The organism is Chryseobacterium sp. T20 (assembly GCF_047345655.1).
In the GTDB taxonomy this organism is placed as follows: Bacteria; Bacteroidota; Bacteroidia; order Flavobacteriales; family Weeksellaceae; genus Chryseobacterium.
On record NZ_JBLFDU010000018.1, the window covers coordinates 1 to 23,479 of the forward strand.

The following is a 23,479-nucleotide window of genomic DNA, read 5'->3' on the forward strand; positions in this document are numbered from 1 at the left end:
TATCAGAAAAACTATTTACAAGTAGGCACTTAATTTTTTAGCATATTTATTTGCAAGTTAACATAGAACGTTAAAAAAGCGCTCACCTCAAAGACCTCCGTAAAAAAAAATGTCACTCCATACATTAATATGAAGTGACATCTATATTTTCTACAGTTTCAAACCGTATTATTTTCTTCCTCTTGGGAGACCTTTCAGTTCTTCTTTCAGCCTTTCATTTTCCTCTTTTAACAGAGCGATATAGTTTTGTAGATTTTCAATGATAGCTCCCGGAATATTATCATAGTTATTCTGGTTAGTAATTACTCCTGCAGAAGATGATCTGTCATTAAATACAGGATGATCATTATTGATAACTATTGCAGGTTCATCCTCTTCATAAATGTCCTCAAACGGTACATCCAGAAAACGGGCAAGTTTGTCCCACTCATCTTTTACAATTCTTACATCACCGCTTTCTTTTCTGCTGTAATTGGATACATCTGTTGCGATAAAGTCAGCTACCTGTTGTTGAGTATAGCCTTTTTGCTTTCTGATGACGCGTAATTTTTCTTTTTGCATGACCGACATTTTATACAAAAATGGCAAAAAAGCAGAAGCTATACAATAAAAAGTAGAAAAAAATATGCGATAGAGAATAAGATTAAAGATAAAAGGAAACCAAACTTAAAAACACAAATATTATCTGATGTAATTGTTGAAAATTTTCTTCGTGCTAGCCCTCTCATTTAATGATAATTTCTGATTGATCAAAGATTAGTGGTAAGAGAAGCCATTTAAACCTATAAGGTTTTTATTTATTATGAAAATTTAAAGTGCAAGAACATTTCAACTTCGCTCAATATTAGAATTTCAGCAAGAATGGAAGTTCATTTTTATTAAAATATTCCCACAGATCACCCGAATTGCACAGATTTTTATTATCTGCGTCATCAGCAAAATCAGCGAGAGATAAAAAAATAAAAAACAGCCTACAATATTTATCGGAGATAAAATCCTTGCATCTTACAACACATAGTATTCAAAAAAATAGCGCCTTTGCGTTTTTCCAACCTTTCTTCAGATAAAAAAAGACTGCTTCAAAATGAAACAGTCTCTGGTAATTTATTTTTCAAGTTGCTTATAGCTCCTCTGTATAAAATCTGTCAGGTCTTTTCCTTTCAGTAAGTTTTGTGAAAGCTTGGCAAGATCAAGAGCATATTTGATTAAACTTTCTTTCTCTTCAGCACTTTCAGTCTTTAAGATCTGATTGGAAAGCTCACTGTTTGAGTTCACCACAAGATTGTACATCTCCGGGAAACCTCCCATTCCAAACATACCGCCTCCGCCTGTCGCCTGCATTTCCTTCATTCTTCTCATGAATTCTGGCTGTGTAATAGTAAACGGAGCATCATTGCTATCAAGATCTTCAAGCTGAACCGTAAATTTAGAATCCTGAATTGCTTCCTCTACATTCTTCTTCAAAGATTCTTTTTCCGTTTCATTCAATTTTGAAATTATCGGCTCATCTTTTTTGATCAGATTATTAACATGATCAGCATCTACTCTTGCAAACGAAATATTTTCTTTTGAAGTTTCCAGTTTCTGAATCACGTGTGAAATGATAGGAGAGTCTAATAACAGAACTTCATATCCTTTATCTCTCGCAGACTGGATGTAGCTATGCTGTTCATCCGCATTGGTAGCGTACAGTACAACCAGTTTGTTATCCTTATCGGTTTGGCTTGGTTTTATTTTCTCTACCAATTCATCCCAAAGGAAATATTTACCGTCTGTGGTAGGGTATAATGTGAATTTGTCTGCCTTTTCAGCAAATTTTTCTTCAGTAACGATTCCGTATTCGATTACAACCTTGATGTCATTCCATTTTTGTTCATAATCTTCACGGTTTTCATTGATCAGAGAAGCCATTTTGTCGGCTACTTTTTTCGTGATGTAAGATGAAATTTTCTTTACAGCACCGTCTGCCTGAAGATAAGAACGGGAAACGTTCAATGGAATATCCGGAGAATCAATTACCCCTCTCAGCAACATCAGGAAGTCCGGAACAATCCCTTTTACTTCATCTGTTACGAATACCTGGTTTTGGTATAATTGAATTTTATCTTTGTCGATATTCAAATTGTTGCTCAGCTTCGGGAAGAACAAAATTCCGGTAAGGTTGAAAGGATAATCAACATTCAGGTGGATGTTGAATAATGGTTCTTCAAACTGCATCGGATACAATTCGTGGTAGAACTTCATATAATCCTCATTGGTCAGTTCGTTTGGAGCAATCGTCCATGCCGGAACCGGATTGTTGATGATATTGTCTACCTCTTCCGTTTCAGCCACAGCATCTTCAGGAGCGTCTTCCGGTAATGGAAGTGTATGGGTTTTAGTCCCGAATTTAATCGGAACAGGCATAAATTTGTTATACTTTAATAACAGTTCACGGATTTTTGCTTCCTCTAAAAATTCTACAGAATCTTCAGCAATATGAAGGATGATTTCCGTTCCTCTGTCTGTTTTGTCAGTAGTTTCTTCAAGTGTAAATTCCGGGCTTCCATCGCAGATCCAACGTACTGCCGGTTCATCTTTATAAGATTTTGTAAGAATTTCTACCTTTTCTGCTACCATAAATGCAGAGTAGAATCCAAGACCAAAATGTCCGATAATCCCCGAATCTTTCGCAGAATCTTTATATTTTTCAAGGAACTCTTCAGCACCTGAGAAAGCAACCTGGTTGATATATTTTTCAACTTCTTCAGCCGTCATACCAATACCCTGATCGATAATACGTAACGTTTTCTGATCTTTGTCGATCTTAACTTCAAGTTTTGGATTTCCATATTCCACTTTTGCTTCCCCAATGCTTGTTAAATGCTTCAGTTTTAGAGTAGCATCCGTTGCGTTAGAGATTAATTCTCTTAAGAATATTTCGTGGTCACTGTAAAGAAATTTTTTAATAAGTGGGAAAATGTTTTCCACAGATACATTAATATTTCCTTTAGTCATCATATTTTATAATTTTTAATTTTCAAATATTTCTCAAAAAAAATACCATCCGGAGGAATGTGACAGATTGACATTTTTTCCAATTTATAGCCCAATAGGGATATCCTATGGATTTTTCAAAGAAATACCTTATTTTTAATTCTTAAAATATTTTAAAAATGAAGTTGAAATGTACAGTTTTTATTCTGCTCATCATGACTTGTTTCGTGTATGCGCAGAAAAAGCCTTTAGACCATTCTGTTTATGACAGTTGGCAAAATATCGGCTCGAGAAAAATCTCAAATGATGGAAAATGGGTTGCCTATTCTGTAGATGCTCAGGAAGGAAATTCTAACCTTTCTTTATTTTCTGTTAAAAATAAAACAACAAAGAAGTTTGAAAGAGCTACAAAAGTAGATTTTACCAATGATTCAAGGTTTGCTGTTTTTCAAATCAGACCGCAGTATAAAGATATAAAAGCGGTAAAAGATAAAAAACTAAAGAAAAATAAACTAACGAAAGATAGCCTGGCTATTGTTGATTTCGTCAATGATAAAACAGAGAAAATTCCTAATGTAAAATCGTTTAAGATTCCTGAAAAAGCGGGTTCTTATGTTGCTTACCTTTTGGAAAATACAAAAGACAAATCTTCGGATGATGCTTCTGATAAAGAAGATGGAGATGAAAATAAAGACGAAGACAAAAATGTAAAACCTTTACAGCTTGTAGTGCGAAATCTATTGGATGGAAAAAGTACAACATATGATAATGTAATACGCTACGAGTTCAGTAAAAATGGGAAACAACTTGTTTTTGTGACAAAAAAGCCAGACGAAAAAAAGGATAAAAAAGAAGGAAAAGAATCAACAGATGAAAAATCTGCAGATAAAAAAGATACCGACAAATCAAAGCCGAAGAAATATGCATTGCAAACTGTTCAGGTGGTAGATCTGCAAAAAGGAACGGTGAATAAAATTTCTGAAATGGAAGGTGATTTTTTACAGTTATCTTTTGATGAAGATGGAAATCAATTAGCCTATGTAGGCACTTCTTCCGCACAGAATGATCTGGTGAAATTATATCAGTTGTATTACTTTAATTTTAAAGGAAACAAAAAAGAAATTGTCACCAATGAGAATGCTCAGATGAAAAAAAATTGGGTGATTTCTGAAAACCGTTCACCTCTGTTCAGTAAAAATGGGAAACAGCTGTATTTTGGTGTTGCTCCAAAACCTGTTGCAAAAGATACGGCAATGATTGCAAATGACCACGCGGTAGTAGATGTCTGGAACTATAGAGATGACTATTTGCAAACAGTACAGCTAAAAGAATTGAAAAATGATCTGAAGAAATCATATGCTGCAGTAATGCAAACAGAAAAACCGGATTTCTTCAGAAATATCGATGGAGAAGATTTAGATACTTTACGATTGGTAAATGAAGGAAATGCAGAATTTGCATTGGGAATTACCAGTATCAACAATCGTATTTCTTCACAATGGGAAGGCGCCACAAAGAAAACATATTTTCTAATCGACAATAAAACGGGCGACAGAACGGAAATTATTCAAAACCTAAATGGAGCTGCTGCGGTATCTCCGCTTGGTAAATTTGTTGTCATCTTTGATAAAGAAAAAGGGAAGTGGATGAGTTATAATGTGAAAACAAAGCAAACCCTTCCATTAAATACCGGCTTACCTGTTTCTTTTGTGGATGAAGAATTTGATATGCCGGATTTTCCAAATTCTTACGGGATAGCATCCTGGACAGATAATGATGAATCTGTGATTATCAGAGACCGTTACGATCTTTGGGAGTTTTTCCTGGACGGTTCAAAAAAGCCGAGAAATATTACCAATGGATTTGGTCGTAAGCATAAAATAACATTCGATACTTATGATTTAGATAAAGATATTAAAAGCTTAAACCGAAAATCGACTATTTATTTATCAGCGTTTGATAATACAACCAAGGCGAATGGTATTTTTAAAACATCCATTCAGAAGAATTCTGATCCTGTAAAAATTCAGATGGAAAATGTCTGGGGATACAGAACTCTTCAAAAAGCAAAAAATGCTGAGGAATATATTTTGGTAAAAGAATCGTATACAGATTCTCCCAATATTTTTGCAACATCTGATTTCTCAGAACAACAAAAACTGAGCAATACCAATCCACAGCAAAATCAATATAACTGGGGAACAGATGAATTGGTAAACTGGACAACACCAAAAGGAAATACTTCCACAGGGGTTTTATACAAACCAGAAAATTTCGATCCGAATAAAAAATATCCGATGATTGTTTATTTCTACGAAAAGCTTTCGGATAATTTAAACCGTTATGTTGCGCCAGCTCCTACGCCTTCAAGATTAAATATTTCTTATTTTGTGAGCAACGGGTATCTGGTTTTCACACCTGATATTTCTTACACAGATGGTTTCCCGGGAGAATCTGCGATGGAATACATTAATTCAGGAGTTGAAAAGCTAAAGCAAAACTCATGGGTAGATGGTACTAAAATAGGAATCCAGGGACAAAGCTGGGGAGGCTATCAGGTAGCCTATCTTATTGCTCATACCAATATGTATGCGGCTGCATGGAGTGGTGCTCCTGTTGTCAACATGACTTCTGCATACGGAGGAATCCGATGGACTTCCGGAATGAACAGACAATTCCAGTACGAAAAATCGCAGAGCAGACTAGGAAAGAATTTATGGGATGCACCGGATCTTTATATTAAGAACTCTCCGCTCTTCGCCATTAATCAGGTAAAAACTCCGGTAGTTATTATGAGTAATGATAAAGATGGAGCTGTGCCTTGGTATCAGGGAATTGAAATGTTTACTGCATTACGCCGTCTCGGAAAACCAGTATGGCTTCTGAATTATAATGGTGATGATCATAATCTTATTAAACGCCAGAACAGAAAAGATATTCAAATCCGCGAACAGCAGTTTTTTGATTACTATCTTAAAGGTGCTAAAGCTCCGGTCTGGATGACAAAAGGAATCCCGGCAACCCAAAAAGGAAAAGATTGGGGATTTGAGCTGACAGATGATAAGCCTAATTAATAAAATTCCGGCGGAGCCAAAGGCTCCGCCGGAATTTTTTATTACAAAACCAATGAAGGAGAAACTGACACAATGGCATTTTTTTTATGTTGGGTCTGTTGAGCACTTTTATTATATTTACCGCCAATTATAAATAACAGTATGGGAATCTTTGATTTTTTTAAGAAGAAAAATAACAGTCAGGAAAATGTAAGTACTCCGGTTCAGGAAATGGAAATGCCGGAAGAAAAAGTAGTAGAGGAAGTGGTGGAAGAAGTTGTGGAAACAATACCGGAAATCCCTTCGCAGCCGGTAGAAGAGCCGAAAGTAAATGAAGAATATGAAAAAATCAGGATTTATAATGATTATATCGTGTATTCTATTGCCCTTCAGCTAAGAGGTGAGTATACGCTTCTTTCTGCTTTTGAAAAAGAAAATGGCGAGGTAGAAGGCTTTGCGTATATGGTAACTGAAGATGCTTATGCACTTTCTCCACAACAAGCGATTGCACAGATGGAAGAAAAGTTTGAAAGTGAACTTCAGGAAGGAAAGATCAAATCTTATGTGATCCTGTATCATTCTCAGTTTGATCATAACGGTAATCACACTCCGGCAATTCAGGAAGGAGAATTCAAAGGAATTTCACTTGCTTATCACTTTGCCGGTGATGAAAAGAAGAAAACAGGGTTGCCTTATGTTTTCGAAAACCAAAATATTACTTATAAAGGTTTTGCAGAGTTTTCTCATGAAGAAAATAATGCGATCATGAACCATCAGTTGATTGAAGGACAAAATTATTTCCAGAACACAGAAGGAATTGCAGCTCCTGAAATGACTAATGAGGCAGGAATCATCATCAGAAAATCCAATGTTCATAACATGATGAATACGTGGAGTGGAATTTTTGGTCATCAGAATTTCCAGACTAAAGATTACGGTCAGTATCTTAATGCTATTCTTACACAGTCTGAATCTTCTGATCCATCAGTGGATATTAAGAGTAAAACAGAATTTGATGGGGTAACATTTAAAACTACTTTAACGGAGGAATTAAGCATTATCATTCCGGAAGTAACAACGGATTATACATTGGATTTTGAAACAAGATCAATCAGGGAATGGGAAAATGCATTGAATTTACAGGCGATTGTAGCAGGACCTGCCAGAGAAACTTTTGCAGTTTGGTTCTTTGCAACAGATTATGCTGAAAACAAAAATACCTATATGACACAGCCTCATCTGAAGGTAAATATCAGTGGAATTGTGTTTATTCTTGATGTTCACACAAACACAGATTTGCCAGATGGGACTAAAATGAGTGAAGATTTCACAACGTATGCACCAAGCCAGGATCTTCCTAATTATGCATGTTTTGACTTTATTGGACAGGTTGTAGATTTTAAGGAAACAGAATTGCTTGAAGATAGAAGTGTTAAAGGATATATTTTGAAGTTGAAGCTGATCACCAATGAAGAGAATGAAGATTTCTTCACCATTGATGCTTTTGTGAATAAAGAGAATATGAGATTTGAAACTCCAACAAAAGGAATGAAGGTAACCGGAGCACTTCAACTGCAAGGTAAAATTGCTGAATAATTTTTTTAAAATATAAAATATAAAAGAGGTTGTTCTACGGAATGACCTCTTTTTTATTTTCCGATCCTTCATTTATTTAAACGCAAAAAATATATGATTTGAAAGCTGATTATAAGGGCGCATCGCTGATGGAGCTTTGTGGTAAATGATGCGTTTGCTTAGTAAGAATCAATGAAATTGATTCCTCTCTTTGCTCTCTTAAAAATATTACAGCATACAGATGAAACCTTTGCGTTAAAAAAATCTTTATTTTAAAAACAGAAAAAGGCAATCCTAAGACTGCCTTTTCTATATTTTTCTGAAAAATTATTTGTTTTTCATTTCTTCCTTGATCTTACCTTCCAATTCTTCAGCAAGATCCGGATTATCTCTTAAAACATCTTTTACAGCATCACGTCCCTGACCTAATTTAGTCTCTTCGTAGCTGAACCAAGATCCACTTTTCTTCACGATTCCCATATCTACAGCGGTATCAAGAATTTCTCCTACTTTAGAAACTCCTTCTCCATACATGATGTCAAATTCTGCTTGTTTGAAAGGAGGTGCTACTTTGTTTTTCACAATTTTCACTTTCACACGGCTACCGATTGCTTCATCACCCTGTTTGATAGGTGCACTTGCTTTTCTGATATCAATTCTTACAGAAGCGTAGAACTTAAGAGCGTTACCTCCGGTAGTGGTTTCAGGGTTTCCAAACATTACACCGATCTTTTCTCTCAACTGGTTGATGAAAATTACGGTACATTTTGTTCTTGAAATAGTAGCTGTAAGCTTTCTTAATGCCTGAGACATTAATCTTGCATGAAGACCCATTTTAGAATCTCCCATTTCACCTTCAATTTCTGCTTTTGGTGTAAGAGCAGCAACAGAGTCAATGACAACGATATCAATAGCTCCTGAACGGATTAAGTTATCTGCAATCTCCAACGCCTGCTCACCGTTGTCCGGCTGAGAAATGATCAGGTTTTCAAGATCAATTCCTAATTTCGCAGCATACGTTCTGTCGAAAGCGTGCTCTGCATCAATGAATGCTGCAATACCACCTGCTTTTTGAGCTTCAGCAATAGCGTGAAGGGTCAATGTTGTTTTACCTGAAGATTCAGGTCCATATATTTCAATGATTCTTCCTTTTGGATATCCGCCTATTCCTAAAGCAATATCTAACCCTAAAGAACCGGAAGGAATTACTTCAATAGTATTGTCTATAGATTCATCACCTAAAGTCATTACCGTTCCCTTTCCATATGTTTTATCTAGCTTGTCAAGCACTAAAGCGAGTGCTTTTTTCTTATCATCAATGTTACTCATCTCTATTAATATAATTTCTCAAAAATACATAATTTAAATATTAAAAGCTAATATATTTTATTTCCTAAAGTTGTTTTTAGAGTTAAAAAATGATAAAATTTTATGGTTGATCTTCTTCATAACGAAGCACATGTGGAATGTAGTATCTAAAGTATTTTTAAATATTTTTTACTTAAGTAATATGAGTTGTTTTTGTTTGAAATCGCAAAGGCGCAATTCTTTTAATATTAATTATGCTTTAAGACGCAAAGATTTTATCTCCGATAAAATTGAGTAGTGTATATGTTTTTTACCTAACGCTGATTTTGCAGATAAAACAGATGTTAATGAAAGTCTGGTTGATTGCAAGAATTTTACCTGAAATTATATAATTCCCCTGCTGAAAATCTTCGATTTTCTTGCGCCTTAGAAAAAGTATGAAATTATAAATCCTTTGCGCCTTTGCGATTTCCAACAATTACTTTTAATGAAAATTTGAGTTTTTAGTGATTGCAAGATAATCTTCCAATACTTTCATCTGATCCTTATTTCCTCTTTGTATTCTCTTTTCACGACTGACGAGTTGATCATAAATTTTATTGAAAAGTATTTTCGATTTTGGAAACAGATTTTTTAAAGGAGCTTCCGGAATTTGTAATCTTTTACACACTTCTTCATCCAAAAGAAACCAGGTACAGCAGACGTGCAGATATTTTAAATTTTTTCTTTGAAATTCATATTTTAAAATTGGGTTTTCCAGTGATTCATCCAGGAGAGAATGAGCCAGAAGAACAGAATCTTTATCCGAAGGGGGCTGAACAGAAGTCCATAAATAAAAATATTCTGTTGCCTGTTTTTTATCATCAGGAAGAAGCTGCTCCGGAATTCCCAAAAGATAACCTACGTATTTCCAGAGATGAAAAATTCCCTGTTCCTCTTCAACAGAAAAACGATTTCCCAATTTCTGAAGACTGTGAAGAAATACCAGGCTGAATCCGATATACGTGGCCATCATATCCCATGAATTGATAGGTTCTCCCCAATTTTCAGTGTCCCAGTCTTTATAATGTTTCTTAATGGAAAGTCTTGCGTAAGAATGAATCAAACGGGTTTTAATTGCAAACTCGTAGCCTTTTGCATGAACTTCCAATGCATTATAGCGGGTAGCGTTCACCCAAAAATCCAATGTTTCCGAAAGCCTTTTCACTGCACCTTTTTTCAGGGCTTCTGTGACAATAAGCGGTTTGTTGAGGTAAGCATAATCATAACCGCCAATCAGACAATAATCTCTCAGCGAGATTAAAGAATCCAGGTTACTTCTCATACAAAGTTCTGCACCGTTTTTAAGCAGATTATAATCCAGCCAGTCTGGAACTTCTTGAGTCTGACTGAACATTTTTTTTACACTTTCAGGAACATCATCAGTTTCCGAAACTCCATTTCTGATGTAGTGCTCGATTTCTCTGGAAGCTTCATGAAATTTTTTAGTGAAATAAACATCTTTAACCACCTCATCACCGGTTTCATCCACATGATGAAAATAGGGCGCAAATTTTTCAAATTTTTCAAAGCTCACCTCTGCTCCGGAAAATTCAATAAGCTGCTTTCCGTTGCCATGTTCCCAAAAGTCTCTGAAATGGGGAGCGTCTTTAAAACGGGGTTGTATCATGTTCATTCCTTTACCTATAAAAGTACAAGTTTTATGCTGAAATATTCTGGTGAGATTTGTCAGCTATCCAAGAAAATTTTTCGAAAAAATACCACAAACGGGTAATTTACTTGTGTCTATATAATTTGAAACTTTGTGTAAAACAAAACTAATAACCATGAAAACTTATTTATTACTACTATTTCTGCTTGGGTCTGTGGGAATGGTATCTGGGCAGAAAAATATTGTTAAAACAGATTTAGAAAAATTATCTGAACGATTAGATGAATTAATAAGAATAGATAAAGAATATACAAAGGAAAGATTAAATGATGCTAATAATGATAGAGGCCCTTTAGTAAGCTCTTATACATTTACTCAACTTGTCAAGAAAGATTTTTCTATGCTAATTACAGGATCTTCAGAAAATGCTCAAGTTGGAAATTATGCAGCTCTTTCTGTAGATAAGGAAGAACAAAGTTTTTCATTTAGTCCCATTAATTATATTATCAACGGAAATGATGGTACAAAGAAATTTAAGCATATGTTAGGGATAAATACAAGTGGAAAGCTTAATAACGATGGCTTTTTTGATTTTTCAAATAGAAAAAAATTACAAGTAGGAGGGAGTTGGACTGCTCTTTGGTTTTCAAAATATTACCATACATTCCCACGCAAACAAGAAAAGTATTCAAAAATTTATGATTTAGCAAAAGCAAATGTTATGAAGAAAGTGAATAATATTAATGGACTAAAAATTGAGAGTAGTACAATAGATATTAAAAGTTATGAAGAATTATACCACCAAGAAGTTGAAAAATATGAACTGGAAGCATATAAAAATGTATGGAGTGCAAAGCTTCTAGCTTGGACGAAACTTGATATTGGCTATGCTGAAGATAAATTAAAAATAATAGATAGCATTAATATTCAAAATTCAGTTATAGATCCTATTAATAAAAATATTAGAGGTGGTTATTTCTCATTGTCAGGAAGCATTTTTTATGGTTTGAGAAATGGATGGGGATTTTACCTGAATGCCCAACTTTCATATTCTAGAAAAACTTCTCTGTCAGAGATCTTTTCAACAGTAGATTGGAATAAGATTCAATATGGTAGTGGAACAAATAATACAGTGTATTATGATATGGGGGAACAGAGTGTTTATATCGCAGATCTTAGTAAATTTGAAAAACGATATAAAAAAGATGTATCAATACAAATGTTATGTTTTGTTCCTATAGGTCAAAGAAATTTAGTAGGTTTAGATTTAGCATATCAAAATAAGGAATTTATTACTCCAGGTACCAAAACTTTTACGAGTAATAAAAATATTTATAGTGTTGGAATTATGTTCCCATTAAGAGATAAAGAAGGTAAAACTACTATAAATATTGAACCTTTTTGGAGATCAACATCTTTTGATAATTATGATATAGGAATAGATGAAAGTTTTTGGGGCGTAAAATTTGGAGTTCCGCTTAATCAATTATTTTAAAGATAACAAAAAAACCTTCCCATCGGGAAGGTTTTATATTACTTATTACTTATCGCTCATTACTTATTATAAAGAAGCAGCGTGTACAAGCATATCAACTAACTTGTTAGAGTAACCCATTTCGTTGTCATACCAAGAAACAAGTTTCACGAAGTTAGGAGAAAGCATGATACCAGCATCTTTGTCGAAGATAGAAGTTCTCTTATCTCCTACGAAGTCCTGAGATACTACAGCCTCTTCAGTATATCCTAGGATACCTTTCAATTCACCTTCAGAAGCAGCTTTGATTACTGAACAGATTTCTTCATAAGAAGCAGCCTTTTCAATTCTCACAGTTAAATCTACTACAGAAACGTCAACAGTTGGTACTCTGAAAGACATACCTGTTAATTTTCCGTTTAGTGAAGGGATTACTTTTCCTACCGCTTTAGCAGCACCTGTAGAAGAAGGGATGATGTTGTTTAGAGCAGCTCTACCACCTCTCCAGTCTTTCATTGAAGGACCGTCAACAGTTTTCTGAGTAGCTGTTGTAGCGTGTACAGTTGTCATTAAACCTTCTACGATTCCGAAGTTATCGTGGATTACTTTAGCTAAAGGAGCTAAACAGTTTGTAGTACAAGAAGCGTTTGATAAAATTTTGATATCATCAGTAAGTTCCTTGTGGTTTACACCCATTACGAACATTGGAGTATCATCTTTAGAAGGAGCAGAAAGGATTACTTTCTTTGCACCTGCAGTAATGTGTTTTGCAGCGCTTTCTTTATCTAAGAATAAACCAGTAGATTCTACTACGTAATCTGCACCAATTTCATTCCACTTTAGGTTGCTTGGATCTTTTTCAGCAGTTACTCTGATTTTTTTCCCGTTTACAACAAGATCATTTCCTTCTACAGAAACTTCACCTGGGAAAATACCATGTACAGAGTCATATTTTAACATGTAAGCCATGTATTCTGCATTGATTAGGTCATTGATTCCTACAACTTCAATGTTGTCTCTTTCAGTCATTGCTCTGAAAACAAGACGTCCAATTCTACCAAAACCGTTGATACCTACTTTAATTGTTGACATAATAGTTTGTTTTTATTAGATTATAAAAATAATTAGATTGCTAAAATTTCTGAAATCAGTAAAAGATCTTTATTGATTTCGTTATGTTTTTTAATGGCTTCTTCTATCGGTGTATACGTAAGATCGTTAGAACGCATTCCTGCCATTACATTGGTTTGTCCTTCCATAAGTCCTGTTACAGCACCGTAACCCAGTCTGCTTGCCAAAACCCTGTCTGCACAGCTTGGAGAACCTCCTCTCTGCATATGTCCCAAAATGGCTACACGAATATCATAATCAGGGAATGTTTCTTTGGTTTTTTCAGCAAGTTCGTAAACGTTGGCTAGCTTTTCACCTTCTGCTACCACGACAATACTGGATGATTTTCCTGTTTTTTCAGCATTTCTGAATTTTATGAAAAGCTCATCAATACTGTCTTTTTTCTCAGGAATTAAAATATCCAAAGCTCCGGCAGCTAATCCACTGTTTAAAGCAATAAAACCAGCATCACGTCCCATCACCTCTACAAAGAAAACTCTGTTGTGGGAAGTGGCAGTGTCACGGATCTTGTCAATAGCATCCATGGCAGTATTCAAGGCAGTGTCGTAACCGATGGTATTATCTGTACCGAAAATATCATTGTCGATAGTTCCCGGGATACCGATTACTCTGATTCCGAATTCTTCATTAAAGATTTTGGCACCGGTAAAAGTTCCGTCTCCTCCAATACATACCAATCCGTCTATTCCAAGTTTTACGCAATTATCGTAAGCTTTCTGACGGCCTTCTTTTGTTCTGAACTCAGTGGATCTGGCAGACTTTAGAATGGTTCCACCCTGGTTGATTATATTTTTTACGGAACGAGCCCCCATTTTCAGGAAATCATTGTTGATAAGACCGTTGTAGCCTTCTCTTACTCCGTAGCATTCGATATTATAATAATTGGCGGTTCTTACTACCGCTCTTAACGCCGCATTCATACCCGGAGAGTCACCTCCTGAAGTAAGAACTGCAATTTTTTTTACAGCACTCTCTTTCATCAAGTAAAAAATTTCGAACACAAATTTACAAAAACAAGTTCAGATTATCGTAGTAAGTTTCCAATAGTTTTGAATATAAATTATTAAAAGCTTCTGAAGTTTGTAGGTTTAAAAAAATATCGTGCAGTTTTCGTTTCCTCAGCATGGATATCGAGATCGTACCAAGGCGTAAAATAGGGATTAAACGGGTTTGAAAGCACATGAACAGACTGTGTCGGTGTAAATCCTTCACTCAATAAAAATAATTTTTCTCCTTTTTTATTGTTGCAGACTCCGGAAATAAAAACAATATGTCCCGGACTTCCCGGTGTGATCAGAATATCTCCTGTTTTCAGATCAGAGTTTTTTGTGACCGGCTTGGTTTCCTTATTTAATGAAATCGTTCCTGCGTAATTAAAAATCAGATCCAGATAATTTCTGAAACTCTGGTAAGAATCATCAAAAGCTGCTGTTTTTCTGAAGCTGACCGAATTTCCATTCACAAAAGCTCTTGTTCCATTTTTATAATCATTCCAGCTGAGAAGATCTCCGCTTGTAAAATGAAATTTAATTTCGTCAAATTTTTTAGACTTATAAAGATATTCAGCCCTTATACGGATAGCGGCATCAGCACATTGCTGCAGGTCTTTATTTCCTGTATCAATATCAAAAACCGCTTCATGAAGATGTTGGGTAGAAATAGGCGTTCCGTCATATTTTACAATCTGACTGCCGTAAGGTTTGAGTTTGAAATTTTCAATAAAATATCCGAAAGAACCAGGTTTTTCTTCCACCCATTCATAACCTTCCGGAGGTGAAAATCTTTCCCTAATGGTATTTTTTTCTTTATTGATTTTTAAAGCATTTTCTGCAATTAAATGTTCGTTCTTATCTGGCTCAGCCAATAGACGGTCAGATACTTTTTCTTTTGTACAGCCTGTGAGAATGAATAATGCTGTGATTCCGGTGATAACTCTTTTCATGTGTTTTAGTGAACACAAATATCATTTTTTTTCACCTATCTGCCAATATATTATATGAAAACTTATGGGTTTAATACCTCATCTTTTTCAGGAATCAATAGTTTTCCCCAATCATTCAGTTGCCAGAGGATTTCCACCAGCTTTTCGCCAAGTTCCGTCAATGCGTATTCAACCCTTGGAGGAAGTTCATTGAAAGACTGTTTCGTTAAAATGCCGTCTTCCACCATTTCACTCAGCTGCTGATTGAGAACTCTCCGGTCCACTTTAGCAATACCACGCAGAAATTCACTGGGACGTTTTTTTCCTTCATTGATCTGCCACACGATAGGAACTTTCCATTTTCCACTAATGGTATTGACTGCGACTTCCAACGGACAAATTTTATTTTCTTCAGCTCTTTCCTTTGTTTCCATAAAATTGACTTTTTTATCTCTATGGGTGAAAAATATGCGGTATTGTTTTTCTCCGCCCACTTTCAGACTTTTGTAAAGATAATCATTAAATAGTATGACAGAAAAACGAAAAGGAGCCCGCTCCATCAAAGATATTCCACCAGATATTTTAGAAAAGCTGAACAGAGGCGAAATTGAAACCGCCAATCTTACAGAATGGCTGGCAGTGGATCAAAGGTTGCTGCTGGAAAATCTTCTTCAGCAGAACAACCGTACAGAATATTTGAATCCGATTTTAGATAATGTGAATCAACTGAAGAAACAAACTGTCAATACCATTAATGAAACAATTGGGGTTGGGCTTCTTAATCTGGCTGCGAAAAATAAAGATGATGAATTTCTTTTGAAATTGTCAGTTCATCCCGCAGATCTGGTACGTTGCTGGGCAGCTTATACGATTGGAAGAAATAATGATTTACAGCTTAAGGAAAAATTAGACAAAATTCAGCCATTTGCTTCTGACTCTCATTTTGGAGTGAGGGAAATCTGCTGGATGACTGTGCGCCCGGATATTTCCAGAAACCTGGAAGAAAGTGTATCCATATTATCAACGTGGACAACGCATGACAATGAGAATGTGAGACGTTTTGCCAGTGAATCCACAAGACCAAGAGGCGTCTGGTGTGAACATATCGATGCTTTAAAACAAAATCCGGGGCTTGGACTGGAAATTCTGGAACCTTTGAGATCCGATTCCTCCAGATATGTGCAGGACAGTGTAGGCAACTGGCTGAATGATGCGAGCAAATCTCAACCTGAATTTGTAGTGGAAATCTGCGATGAATGGCTTCGGGAAAGTCCGACAAAAGAAACACAGTATATCGTTAAAAAAGCTTTGCGAACCCTTAAAAAGTAAGAGTTATCCACAAAACAGAAACGTTAATGTGATTCTTTACTGCATATGATGCAGATTTTCATGTTTTTAAATGATTTTTTCAAACCCACTATTCTTAATGGGAAGGTAAGTTTCTGCTCAATTTTCTTTAAAAAGTGACATTGAAAAAATTTTAATATTAACGGAGTGTTAACTGAAAAAAGTTATCCACAATATGAGTTTTCGATGAATGTGGATTATATCTTTCATAAAATGAGTTGATTAAATAATGCTCTTGAAAAAAGGACTCGAATTCACATGTTTTTGGGACAAAAGAAAAAGTTATCCACAATATGGAATTATTGATTCAATTTTGGACTGACGTATCATAGAATATCAGAATATTTCTATTGATAAAAATCTGCGTTATCTGCTCAATCAGCGAGAAACAATATTTAATTTTTTGAGAATGTGTTTACCATTTTTCTGTCAGATATTTCCAGTACCTTTTCGGAACATGCTGAATATGGAGTTTCATATTTTTTCTTTCCACAATATTGGTTTTCGTGAAATAACGCTGCCAAAGTACCTGATAACTTTTTTCCTCATCATGAAACTTCTGTTGATAATGGTTCAGATCAAGTGTTTCATCAGGATAGAAGAATTCGCAGCTATCCTGATCATAGAGAAGTCCGTAATTCCTTCGAAGATCGTAGATCATCCATTTCTGATCCTGGTATCGGTCTTTAAAATGTTTTCTGATTAAAGGAAGAACATTGAAATCAGGATCTATTTTAGAGAAAAAAACACCATCCTGCATTTTTTCAAAGCGGACAAAAGCAGTCATCCTATGCCTTTCCCGGTCTACAGATTTGCAGATTTTTGAAATTTTCAAAACGTCATTATCAGCAAAGTTTTCAAGAATATTATTTTCGGGATTTTTCACAGACTGCTTTACTACAGATAAGATGAGGTTTTCCAGATCCGGATCTTCAGATAAAAAAACTTTTAAAAGTCTGTAAACGCCTTGCTTCCCGATATTCAGCTCCAGTTTATTCAAAACCCTTTCAGATTTGTCCAGTTGGGTAATGACTTCGTGAATCTCCGCAAAAATATTTTCCTGGTGAAACCTTTCTCTGTATTTGATCTCCACATCTTTATATCGGTATTCGAAAACTTCAAATACTGCAGTGAAAAGACCATCAAAACTGCCATCGTAGAGTAGGGTTGTCATGTATTTAATTTAAAATTTAGTTGGGTTGTCATTCTGAACGAAATAAAATGAAGTGAAGAATCTGTTTTAAAGGAGAGATTCTTCCTTCGTCAGAATGACAAATATGCTGTTAGATCGAAGTAATACATTCGTGACCATTTGTGAAAATATTGGTGTTATTAGTGTTTAAAATCAAAATAAAGTCAGCTGTTGCGAAAACTGGTTGTGAAATTTGGATGAACTTCCCCCTATCAGCAGCTTTCTGAAGTTTTTATCCGTTAGATATTTCAGATAGGCATTTCCAGCATTAAAATCAATAAAGTATTTTGCCCGGTTGACAGCCGCACCTAATTTTTTCAAATGATCTATTGTTAAAATCTGAAAACGTCTTGCGCTCACAATTTTCTGAGCCGTTTTTACTCCAATTCCCGGAATTCTTAAAATCAACTGGTATTCTGCAGTCTGCAGGTTAATCGGAAACTGATCAAGATTTCGCAACGCCCAGCTTAATTTCGGATCTACTTCCAGATCAAGGAAAGGAACACGTGGATCTAAAATTTCTTCTGCTTTAAAACCATAAAATCTCATCAGCCAATCCGACTGATACAAACGGTTTTCACGAAGCATAGGAACTTCCGTTGTTAAAGAAGGTAACTTCTGATCTTCCAACACCGGAACATATCCGGAGTAGTAGACTCTTTTCAAATTAAAGTTTTTATAAAAATGATCGGCAACTTTGATAATTTGTAAGTCGTTTTCATTGGTTGCCCCCACAATCATCTGGGTGGATTGTCCGGCAGGAGCAAACTTGGGAACTTTTTTCAGAATTTTCTTTTCATCCTTATATTGAATAATCCCTTTTTGAATATACCGCATTGGGCTGATCATATCCTGCCTGTTTTTTTCAGGGGCCAGCAATTTTAATCCGCTTTCTGTAGGAATTTCAATATTTACTGATAACCGGTCTGCATACAAAGCTGCTTCCTGCATCAGATCATCACTCGCTCCTGGAATAGATTTAAGATGAATATACCCGTTAAAGTTCTCTTCCAATCGTAACTTTTTGGCAACTCTTACCAGTCTTTCCATGGTTGTATCTGCATTTTTGAATATTCCCGAGCTCAGAAATAAGCCTTCAATATAATTTCTGCGGTAAAAATTGATGGTAAGATCTACCACTTCTTCTACCGTAAATGCTGCTCTTTTGATATCATTGGAACTTCTGGAAACACAGTAAGCACAATCATAAATACAATGATTGGTCAATAGAATTTTAAGCAAAGAAACACATCTGCCGTCTTCTGTATAGGTATGACAAATTCCACTTGCGGAACTGTCTCCTAAAGCTCCTTTTTTATTCTTTCTAGTGCCTCCGCTTGATGAACAGGAAACATCATATTTCGCTGCATCAGCAAGGATTTCAAGCTTTTCTTTAAGGCGGTCAAAATTCATATTTTAAAAGAATTGATCTGTTTTGTATCAAAGGTGTATTTTAATTTTGTTCAAATTTAGTTCCAAAATTGATAAAAGTCAATCTTTTTTCATAGAAGTTATCAACAAAAAAGAGTCTCAAAATCATTATATTTACGGCTCATTAAAGTTTATATCATGAATCATAAACCAATCGAAGGTTTTTCCAAGCTACCAAAGCAGGGGAAAATCGAATGGCTCGTAAACGAATATCTTGAAGGAAACCAGGAATATCAAAATATATTAAAACAATACTGGAATGATGATGCAGATCTTCAGAAACTTCACGAAGAATTTTCTGAGAACACCATCTCCAATTTCTATATGCCTTACGGAATTGCTCCGAACTTTTTAATCGATGGAAAACTATTGGCACTTCCAATGGCTGTTGAAGAAAGTTCTGTAGTAGCTGCTGCTTCCAAAGCTGCAAAATTCTGGATCGACAAAGGAGGTTTTAAAACAACCATTATCAATACAGAAAAGCTGGGACATACCCACTTTATTTTTAATGTAGAACCTCATAAATTATTACATTTCTTTAATTTCAGTTTAAAGAAAAAATTATTTGAAACTACTGAGGATATTACATCCAACATGAGAAAACGTGGTGGAGGTATTTTAAATATCAGTCTGGTGGATAAAACAGCAGAAATGCCGAATTACTACCAGTTGAAAGCAAGCTTCGATACCGTAGATTCAATGGGAGCGAACTTTATCAACTCATGTCTTGAGCAGTTTGGAAAAACATTGAGACAGGAAGTTGCTACCAGCGAAGATTTTACTCAGGAAGAAAAGAATTCACTACAGATTGTAATGAATATTCTTTCCAACTTTACGCCTGACTGTATTGTAAGAGCTGAGGTTTCATGTAAAATGGAAGATTTAAAAGATGACAGCGGAATTTCTCCTGAGGAATTTGCTGCTAAATTCAAACAGGCCGTTACCATTGCCGAAATTGAACCTTATCGTGCAACCACTCACAATAAAGGAGTAATGAACGGAGTAGATGCTGTTGTAATTGCTACCGGAAATGATTTCCGAGCTACAGAAGCCTGCGCACACGCATATGCTGCAAGAGACGGACAATACAGGTCTTTAACTCACTGTACAACAGATAACGGAATTTTCAGATTCTGGATTGATCTTCCTATTTCTGTAGGAGTAGTAGGAGGGCTTACCAATCTTCATCCTCTGGTAAAATTCTCTCTGGCTCTTCTTGGAAAGCCTTCTGCACAGGAGCTGATGAGTATTCTTGCTGTTTCAGGTCTTGCTCAGAATTTTGGAGCACTACGTTCTTTGGTAACCACAGGAATCCAAAAAGGACATATGAAAATGCACTTATTGAATATTCTGAATCAGTTGGGAGCTACCGAAGAAGAAAAACAGCATTTTGTGACCTATTTTAAAGATAAGACCGTGAGCCACCATGAGGTGATCAATGAGTTTAACAGAATGAGAGGAAACTAATGTTACAGATCATTTTGCCCATTGTATTCCTTCTTTTTGGATTTTTTCTGAAGAAAACAAATAATGAAGGTTTCAGAAGTTCCAAGAAATTTGCCAATATGTTTATCATACTGGGGATTTCTACCTTGGTGGCCAAGTTCATTTTAATGTACTTAAAATCAAAATAGTGAAAAGGAGTATTGTATTTTTCTTACTGATTTCGGGGTTAAGTTTTTCACAACAGCAAAAAGTGAAAATAAGTAATCTGCAGCCTAAAACTGAAGATACCGTTTTTCCGGTTGTTTCTTATTCTGAAAATCCTCGGGTAGAAAATAAAATCAATACATTTTTGCAGGTAGATCAGCTGGAATATGTTCCGGGATCTGGCGGCAATCCTTTTAAACTGGCTTCTACAGCCACCAATTCCTATTCCAACTATCTTTATTTTTATAGTTGGGATAAAATTGAAACGCCTAAGAATATTCTGAGCATTGCCATAGATGGTGAAGCTTCAGGCGCTTATCCGGAAGGTTTTCTGATCTGGAAGAATTTTGATCTGAGAACAGGAAATTTTATTAATGCCAAAGATTTATTTCAACCCGGTTCAGTGAAGACTGTTGAGGGAATTATTCAGAAAAGAGTAAAGAAAAGAATTTCTGATTTTCTTGTTACACTGAAAGCTGAGAAAAATCCTGCAGAGGAAACTCAAGATCAGATCGCTATGTATGAAGACTGTTTTACGGAACATACTTTGGAAGGTATCAGATATTTCTTTGGAAAAGATAAACTGACTTTTGTTGCCGGAAGATGTTCTAATCATGCAATGAGAGCTTTGGATGACCTGGGCAGTCATGACATAGAGTTTTCCTACAAAGAGCTGGAAAAATACTGGAGTCCTTATGCGAGAAACTTAATTTCCGGTTCTGAAAAAACAGAGATAACCAGTCTTACTCATAAATTGTATAAGGGAAAGATTGATGGAAAGTACCCCATTACTGTTTTGATCAGTGAGGTATATGATGATGGTTCTTTTTCTGCAAAATACTGGTATGATAAAAATAAAAAGCTGATTGAGTGGAACGGAAAGCTAAAAGGTAATCATATCTCCATCATAGAAAACGATTATTATAGTGAAGAAACCAACCAGTGGATTTTCAAAGCCTTGGTGGAAGCGGATCTGCAAGGCAGGAAAATTATAGGAACCTGGCAGGATGAGAAAACAAAAAAATATTTAACCCTAGAATTAGAAGAGTTATAAAATGAAAACAATTACTTTAGTTTTTGGAGCAGTTTACGGAATGGTTTCTGTAATCCTGGGTGCATTCGGAGCACACGCTTTAAAGAAAATATTAGCTGTGGAAAGACTGGAAAGTTTTGAAACAGGCGTAAGATATCAGATGTATGCAGCTTTTTTCCTGCTGATCATTGGGTATATCTTAAAATTCGAAACCTCTGCTGAAAAATGGACTTCCATTTTAATGATTGCAGGTACCCTTTTGTTCTCAGTAAGCATCTACTTCCTGAGCATGCAGGATTATCTGGGAATGAATCTTAAATTCTTAGGCCCTATCACTCCGCTTGGAGGTCTGATGATGATCTTAAGCTGGGGAATGCTGATCTTATATTTTGCTAAAAACAGAATATAAGAATGAAAATTAACAGAAGAAGACGGTTAATACGAACATTCAATCTCTTAGATCAACCTATCAGATTCAATCCGTTTGTGTTCAGCCGTACTTTTTTTATGTGGGCTGTTACAGGTCTGGTAGGCGGTATTATTGCCGGAGGATATTGGATTGTGCTGGAACATTTCACAGAGTTTTTAGCAGAATTTCAAGGCTGGCAGGTGATTCCAACCATGGCAGTTTGCGGATTGCTGGCCGGACTGGTCATCCACTTTATTGGTGATCCGGGAGAAATTCATCTGATTGTTAATAATATCAGATTCAATAAAGGAAAACTGGAACCGAAGAATAATCCTTCGATGATCCTTTCTTCTCTTTTTTGTGTAGCATCAGGAGGAAGTTTAGGTCCTGAGGCTCCTTTGGTACAGGTCACCGGATCTACAGGAACCTGGCTGGGGAAGATTTTCAGACTGAAAGGTGAAGAGCTGAGGTCTTTAAGTATTGCTGGTATGGCTTCTGGTTTTACCGCATTGTTTGGGGCTCCGCTTGGAGGAAGTCTTTTTTCTTTGGAAATTTTACATCATAAACATGCGGTAGAATATTACAAAGCCATTATTCCGGCATTGGTAGCAAGTTGTTTCAGTTATCTGATGTTTGCTTTGATTATTCATTTGGGAATTGGGGCAACCTGGGATTTGAAAGCTTACCATTATACAGGAGTTTATGATTTTGCTTATGCGACTGCATTTGGAATTGTAGGAACTTTATTTGGCTGGATTTTCATTTTTGTAGTTAAATTTTTCAAAAAGATATTTGAGTACAGAAAATTCCCGATTTACATTAAAACCTTAGTAGGAGGAATTATTTTAGGAGTCATCGCCTATAATTTTCCGATTACAAGATACTTCGGGCACAACGAGATCAATCAGCTGATCGGTGGAAACTTCGGACTGAATTTTTTAATTCTGATTCTTATTTTTAAAATATTGGCTATTGCTATTACAGTAACTTCCGGATGGAGAGGTGGATTTATCATTCCATTGTTTTTTGTAGGAACAACGTTGGGATTAATTATTCATAATTTGTTTCCAACGGTTGATACCACGTTGGCCATTGTAAGCTGTATGGCTGCAATCAATGCCTGTGTGACAAGGACGCCGATGAGTACAACAATCATTTTGGGAACACTTACTGGATTTACCTATTTTGTCCCGATTTTATTTGCCAGCCTTACCGGATATTTTCTGGCTCCGAAAATTCCGTTTATCGGATCTCAGTCTGAGAAATTAGTGGAAGAATAGAGATATTGACTTATAAAACAATTTCTGGTGTATTTTTTAGATCAGAAT

At 35.7% G+C, this 23,479-nt stretch carries 18 protein-coding genes; 8 read left to right on the forward strand and 10 right to left on the reverse strand.

Annotation, left to right across the window (positions count from 1 at the left end):
- Positions 1-168: 168 nt before the first annotated feature.
- Positions 169-561, reverse strand: coding sequence for a helix-turn-helix transcriptional regulator (locus ACMA47_RS23945; RefSeq protein WP_413931813.1), 393 nt, complete (start codon positions 559-561; stop codon positions 169-171).
- A gap of 543 nt (positions 562-1,104) precedes the next feature.
- The gene (gene htpG, locus ACMA47_RS23950) at positions 1,105-2,997 is read right to left on the reverse strand and encodes a molecular chaperone HtpG (protein WP_413931861.1); all 1,893 of its coding nucleotides are present in this window, start codon (positions 2,995-2,997) and stop codon (positions 1,105-1,107) included.
- 158 nt (positions 2,998-3,155) lie between these two features.
- Here htpG and ACMA47_RS23955 point away from each other — a divergent pair, with 158 nt between their 5' ends.
- Together ACMA47_RS23955 and ACMA47_RS23960 are read left to right on the forward strand one after the other, a co-directional pair.
- Positions 3,156-6,050, forward strand: a complete 2,895-nt coding sequence (locus ACMA47_RS23955; RefSeq protein ID WP_413931814.1) for a prolyl oligopeptidase family serine peptidase — start codon at positions 3,156-3,158, stop codon at positions 6,048-6,050.
- Between the two features lie 141 nt (positions 6,051-6,191).
- Positions 6,192-7,625 (forward strand): hypothetical protein, encoded by a 1,434-nt coding sequence (locus ACMA47_RS23960; protein ID WP_413931815.1) that lies wholly within the window; start codon positions 6,192-6,194, stop codon positions 7,623-7,625.
- Positions 7,626-7,931: 306 nt separating this feature from the next.
- Here the strand turns inward: ACMA47_RS23960 and recA are convergent, their stop codons facing one another.
- Entirely contained in the window at positions 7,932-8,933 is a 1,002-nt protein-coding gene (gene recA / locus ACMA47_RS23965; RefSeq protein WP_034694853.1) for a recombinase RecA, read from the reverse strand.
- 463 nt (positions 8,934-9,396) lie between these two features.
- A complete protein-coding gene (locus ACMA47_RS23970; RefSeq protein WP_413931816.1) occupies positions 9,397-10,587 on the reverse strand; it encodes an oxygenase MpaB family protein in 1,191 nt (396 codons plus the stop codon).
- Positions 10,588-10,738: 151 nt separating this feature from the next.
- On the opposite strand from ACMA47_RS23970, the gene ACMA47_RS23975 reads away from it, so the two are divergent.
- Positions 10,739-12,058 carry a hypothetical protein gene (locus ACMA47_RS23975; protein ID WP_413931817.1) on the forward strand — a complete coding sequence of 440 codons (1,320 nt, stop codon included), beginning with the start codon at positions 10,739-10,741 and terminating at the stop codon, positions 12,056-12,058.
- Between the two features lie 66 nt (positions 12,059-12,124).
- Here the strand turns inward: ACMA47_RS23975 and gap are convergent, their stop codons facing one another.
- From gap to ACMA47_RS23995, 4 genes are all read right to left on the reverse strand, one after another.
- Positions 12,125-13,129, reverse strand: coding sequence for a type I glyceraldehyde-3-phosphate dehydrogenase (gene gap / locus ACMA47_RS23980; protein ID WP_047096698.1), 1,005 nt, complete (start codon positions 13,127-13,129; stop codon positions 12,125-12,127).
- A gap of 32 nt (positions 13,130-13,161) precedes the next feature.
- A complete protein-coding gene (pfkA, locus tag ACMA47_RS23985) occupies positions 13,162-14,148 on the reverse strand; it encodes a 6-phosphofructokinase (protein ID WP_413931818.1) in 987 nt (328 codons plus the stop codon).
- Positions 14,149-14,231: 83 nt separating this feature from the next.
- Positions 14,232-15,110: a DUF4846 domain-containing protein gene (locus tag ACMA47_RS23990; RefSeq protein ID WP_413931819.1), complete on the reverse strand. Its 879-nt coding sequence runs from the start codon at positions 15,108-15,110 to the stop codon at positions 14,232-14,234.
- Between the two features lie 62 nt (positions 15,111-15,172).
- Entirely contained in the window at positions 15,173-15,523 is a 351-nt protein-coding gene (locus ACMA47_RS23995) for a winged helix-turn-helix transcriptional regulator (RefSeq protein ID WP_413931820.1), read from the reverse strand.
- 94 nt (positions 15,524-15,617) lie between these two features.
- Between ACMA47_RS23995 and ACMA47_RS24000 the strand changes: the two genes are divergently transcribed.
- Positions 15,618-16,418 (forward strand): DNA alkylation repair protein, encoded by an 801-nt coding sequence (locus ACMA47_RS24000; RefSeq protein ID WP_413931821.1) that lies wholly within the window; start codon positions 15,618-15,620, stop codon positions 16,416-16,418.
- Positions 16,419-16,851: 433 nt separating this feature from the next.
- On the opposite strand, the gene ACMA47_RS24005 is transcribed toward ACMA47_RS24000, so the two are convergent.
- Together ACMA47_RS24005 and ACMA47_RS24010 are read right to left on the reverse strand one after the other, a co-directional pair.
- A complete protein-coding gene (locus tag ACMA47_RS24005) occupies positions 16,852-17,610 on the reverse strand; it encodes a TIGR03915 family putative DNA repair protein (protein WP_413931822.1) in 759 nt (252 codons plus the stop codon).
- Positions 17,611-17,781: 171 nt separating this feature from the next.
- Positions 17,782-19,041 carry a putative DNA modification/repair radical SAM protein gene (locus ACMA47_RS24010; protein WP_413931823.1) on the reverse strand — a complete coding sequence of 420 codons (1,260 nt, stop codon included), beginning with the start codon at positions 19,039-19,041 and terminating at the stop codon, positions 17,782-17,784.
- 156 nt (positions 19,042-19,197) lie between these two features.
- Between ACMA47_RS24010 and ACMA47_RS24015 the strand changes: the two genes are divergently transcribed.
- The 4 genes from ACMA47_RS24015 (at position 19,198) to ACMA47_RS24030 (ending at position 23,431) form a co-directional block, all read left to right on the forward strand.
- A complete protein-coding gene (locus ACMA47_RS24015) occupies positions 19,198-20,526 on the forward strand; it encodes a hydroxymethylglutaryl-CoA reductase, degradative (protein WP_306595131.1) in 1,329 nt (442 codons plus the stop codon).
- Positions 20,527-20,692: 166 nt separating this feature from the next.
- Entirely contained in the window at positions 20,693-21,763 is a 1,071-nt protein-coding gene (locus ACMA47_RS24020; RefSeq protein ID WP_413931824.1) for a hypothetical protein, read from the forward strand.
- A gap of 1 nt (position 21,764) precedes the next feature.
- Positions 21,765-22,151: a DUF423 domain-containing protein gene (locus tag ACMA47_RS24025; RefSeq protein WP_034694871.1), complete on the forward strand. Its 387-nt coding sequence runs from the start codon at positions 21,765-21,767 to the stop codon at positions 22,149-22,151.
- Between the two features lie 2 nt (positions 22,152-22,153).
- Positions 22,154-23,431, forward strand: a complete 1,278-nt coding sequence (locus ACMA47_RS24030) for a chloride channel protein (RefSeq protein WP_413931825.1) — start codon at positions 22,154-22,156, stop codon at positions 23,429-23,431.
- Positions 23,432-23,479: the final 48 nt, after the last annotated feature.

Bases quoted from the DNA above. Each gene is read 5' to 3' on its own strand.
- pfkA (WP_413931818.1), bottom strand. From the start codon at position 14,148: ATGAAAGAGAGTGCTGTAAAAAAAATTGCAGTTCTTACTTCAGGAGGT.
- ACMA47_RS23975 (WP_413931817.1), top strand. From the start codon at position 10,739: ATGAAAACTTATTTATTACTACTATTTCTGCTTGGGTCTGTGGGAATG.
- ACMA47_RS23990 (WP_413931819.1), bottom strand. From the start codon at position 15,110: ATGAAAAGAGTTATCACCGGAATCACAGCATTATTCATTCTCACAGGC.
- ACMA47_RS23995 (WP_413931820.1), bottom strand. From the start codon at position 15,523: ATGGAAACAAAGGAAAGAGCTGAAGAAAATAAAATTTGTCCGTTGGAA.
- ACMA47_RS23945 (WP_413931813.1), bottom strand. From the start codon at position 561: ATGCAAAAAGAAAAATTACGCGTCATCAGAAAGCAAAAAGGCTATACT.
- ACMA47_RS24025 (WP_034694871.1), top strand. From the start codon at position 21,765: ATGAAAACAATTACTTTAGTTTTTGGAGCAGTTTACGGAATGGTTTCT.
- ACMA47_RS24015 (WP_306595131.1), top strand. From the start codon at position 19,198: ATGAATCATAAACCAATCGAAGGTTTTTCCAAGCTACCAAAGCAGGGG.
- ACMA47_RS24005 (WP_413931822.1), bottom strand. From the start codon at position 17,610: ATGACAACCCTACTCTACGATGGCAGTTTTGATGGTCTTTTCACTGCA.
- htpG (WP_413931861.1), bottom strand. From the start codon at position 2,997: ATGACTAAAGGAAATATTAATGTATCTGTGGAAAACATTTTCCCACTT.
- ACMA47_RS24030 (WP_413931825.1), top strand. From the start codon at position 22,154: ATGAAAATTAACAGAAGAAGACGGTTAATACGAACATTCAATCTCTTA.
- gap (WP_047096698.1), bottom strand. From the start codon at position 13,129: ATGTCAACAATTAAAGTAGGTATCAACGGTTTTGGTAGAATTGGACGT.
- ACMA47_RS24000 (WP_413931821.1), top strand. From the start codon at position 15,618: ATGACAGAAAAACGAAAAGGAGCCCGCTCCATCAAAGATATTCCACCA.
- recA (WP_034694853.1), bottom strand. From the start codon at position 8,933: ATGAGTAACATTGATGATAAGAAAAAAGCACTCGCTTTAGTGCTTGAC.
- ACMA47_RS23970 (WP_413931816.1), bottom strand. From the start codon at position 10,587: ATGAACATGATACAACCCCGTTTTAAAGACGCTCCCCATTTCAGAGAC.
- ACMA47_RS24010 (WP_413931823.1), bottom strand. From the start codon at position 19,041: ATGAATTTTGACCGCCTTAAAGAAAAGCTTGAAATCCTTGCTGATGCA.
- ACMA47_RS23960 (WP_413931815.1), top strand. From the start codon at position 6,192: ATGGGAATCTTTGATTTTTTTAAGAAGAAAAATAACAGTCAGGAAAAT.
- ACMA47_RS23955 (WP_413931814.1), top strand. From the start codon at position 3,156: ATGAAGTTGAAATGTACAGTTTTTATTCTGCTCATCATGACTTGTTTC.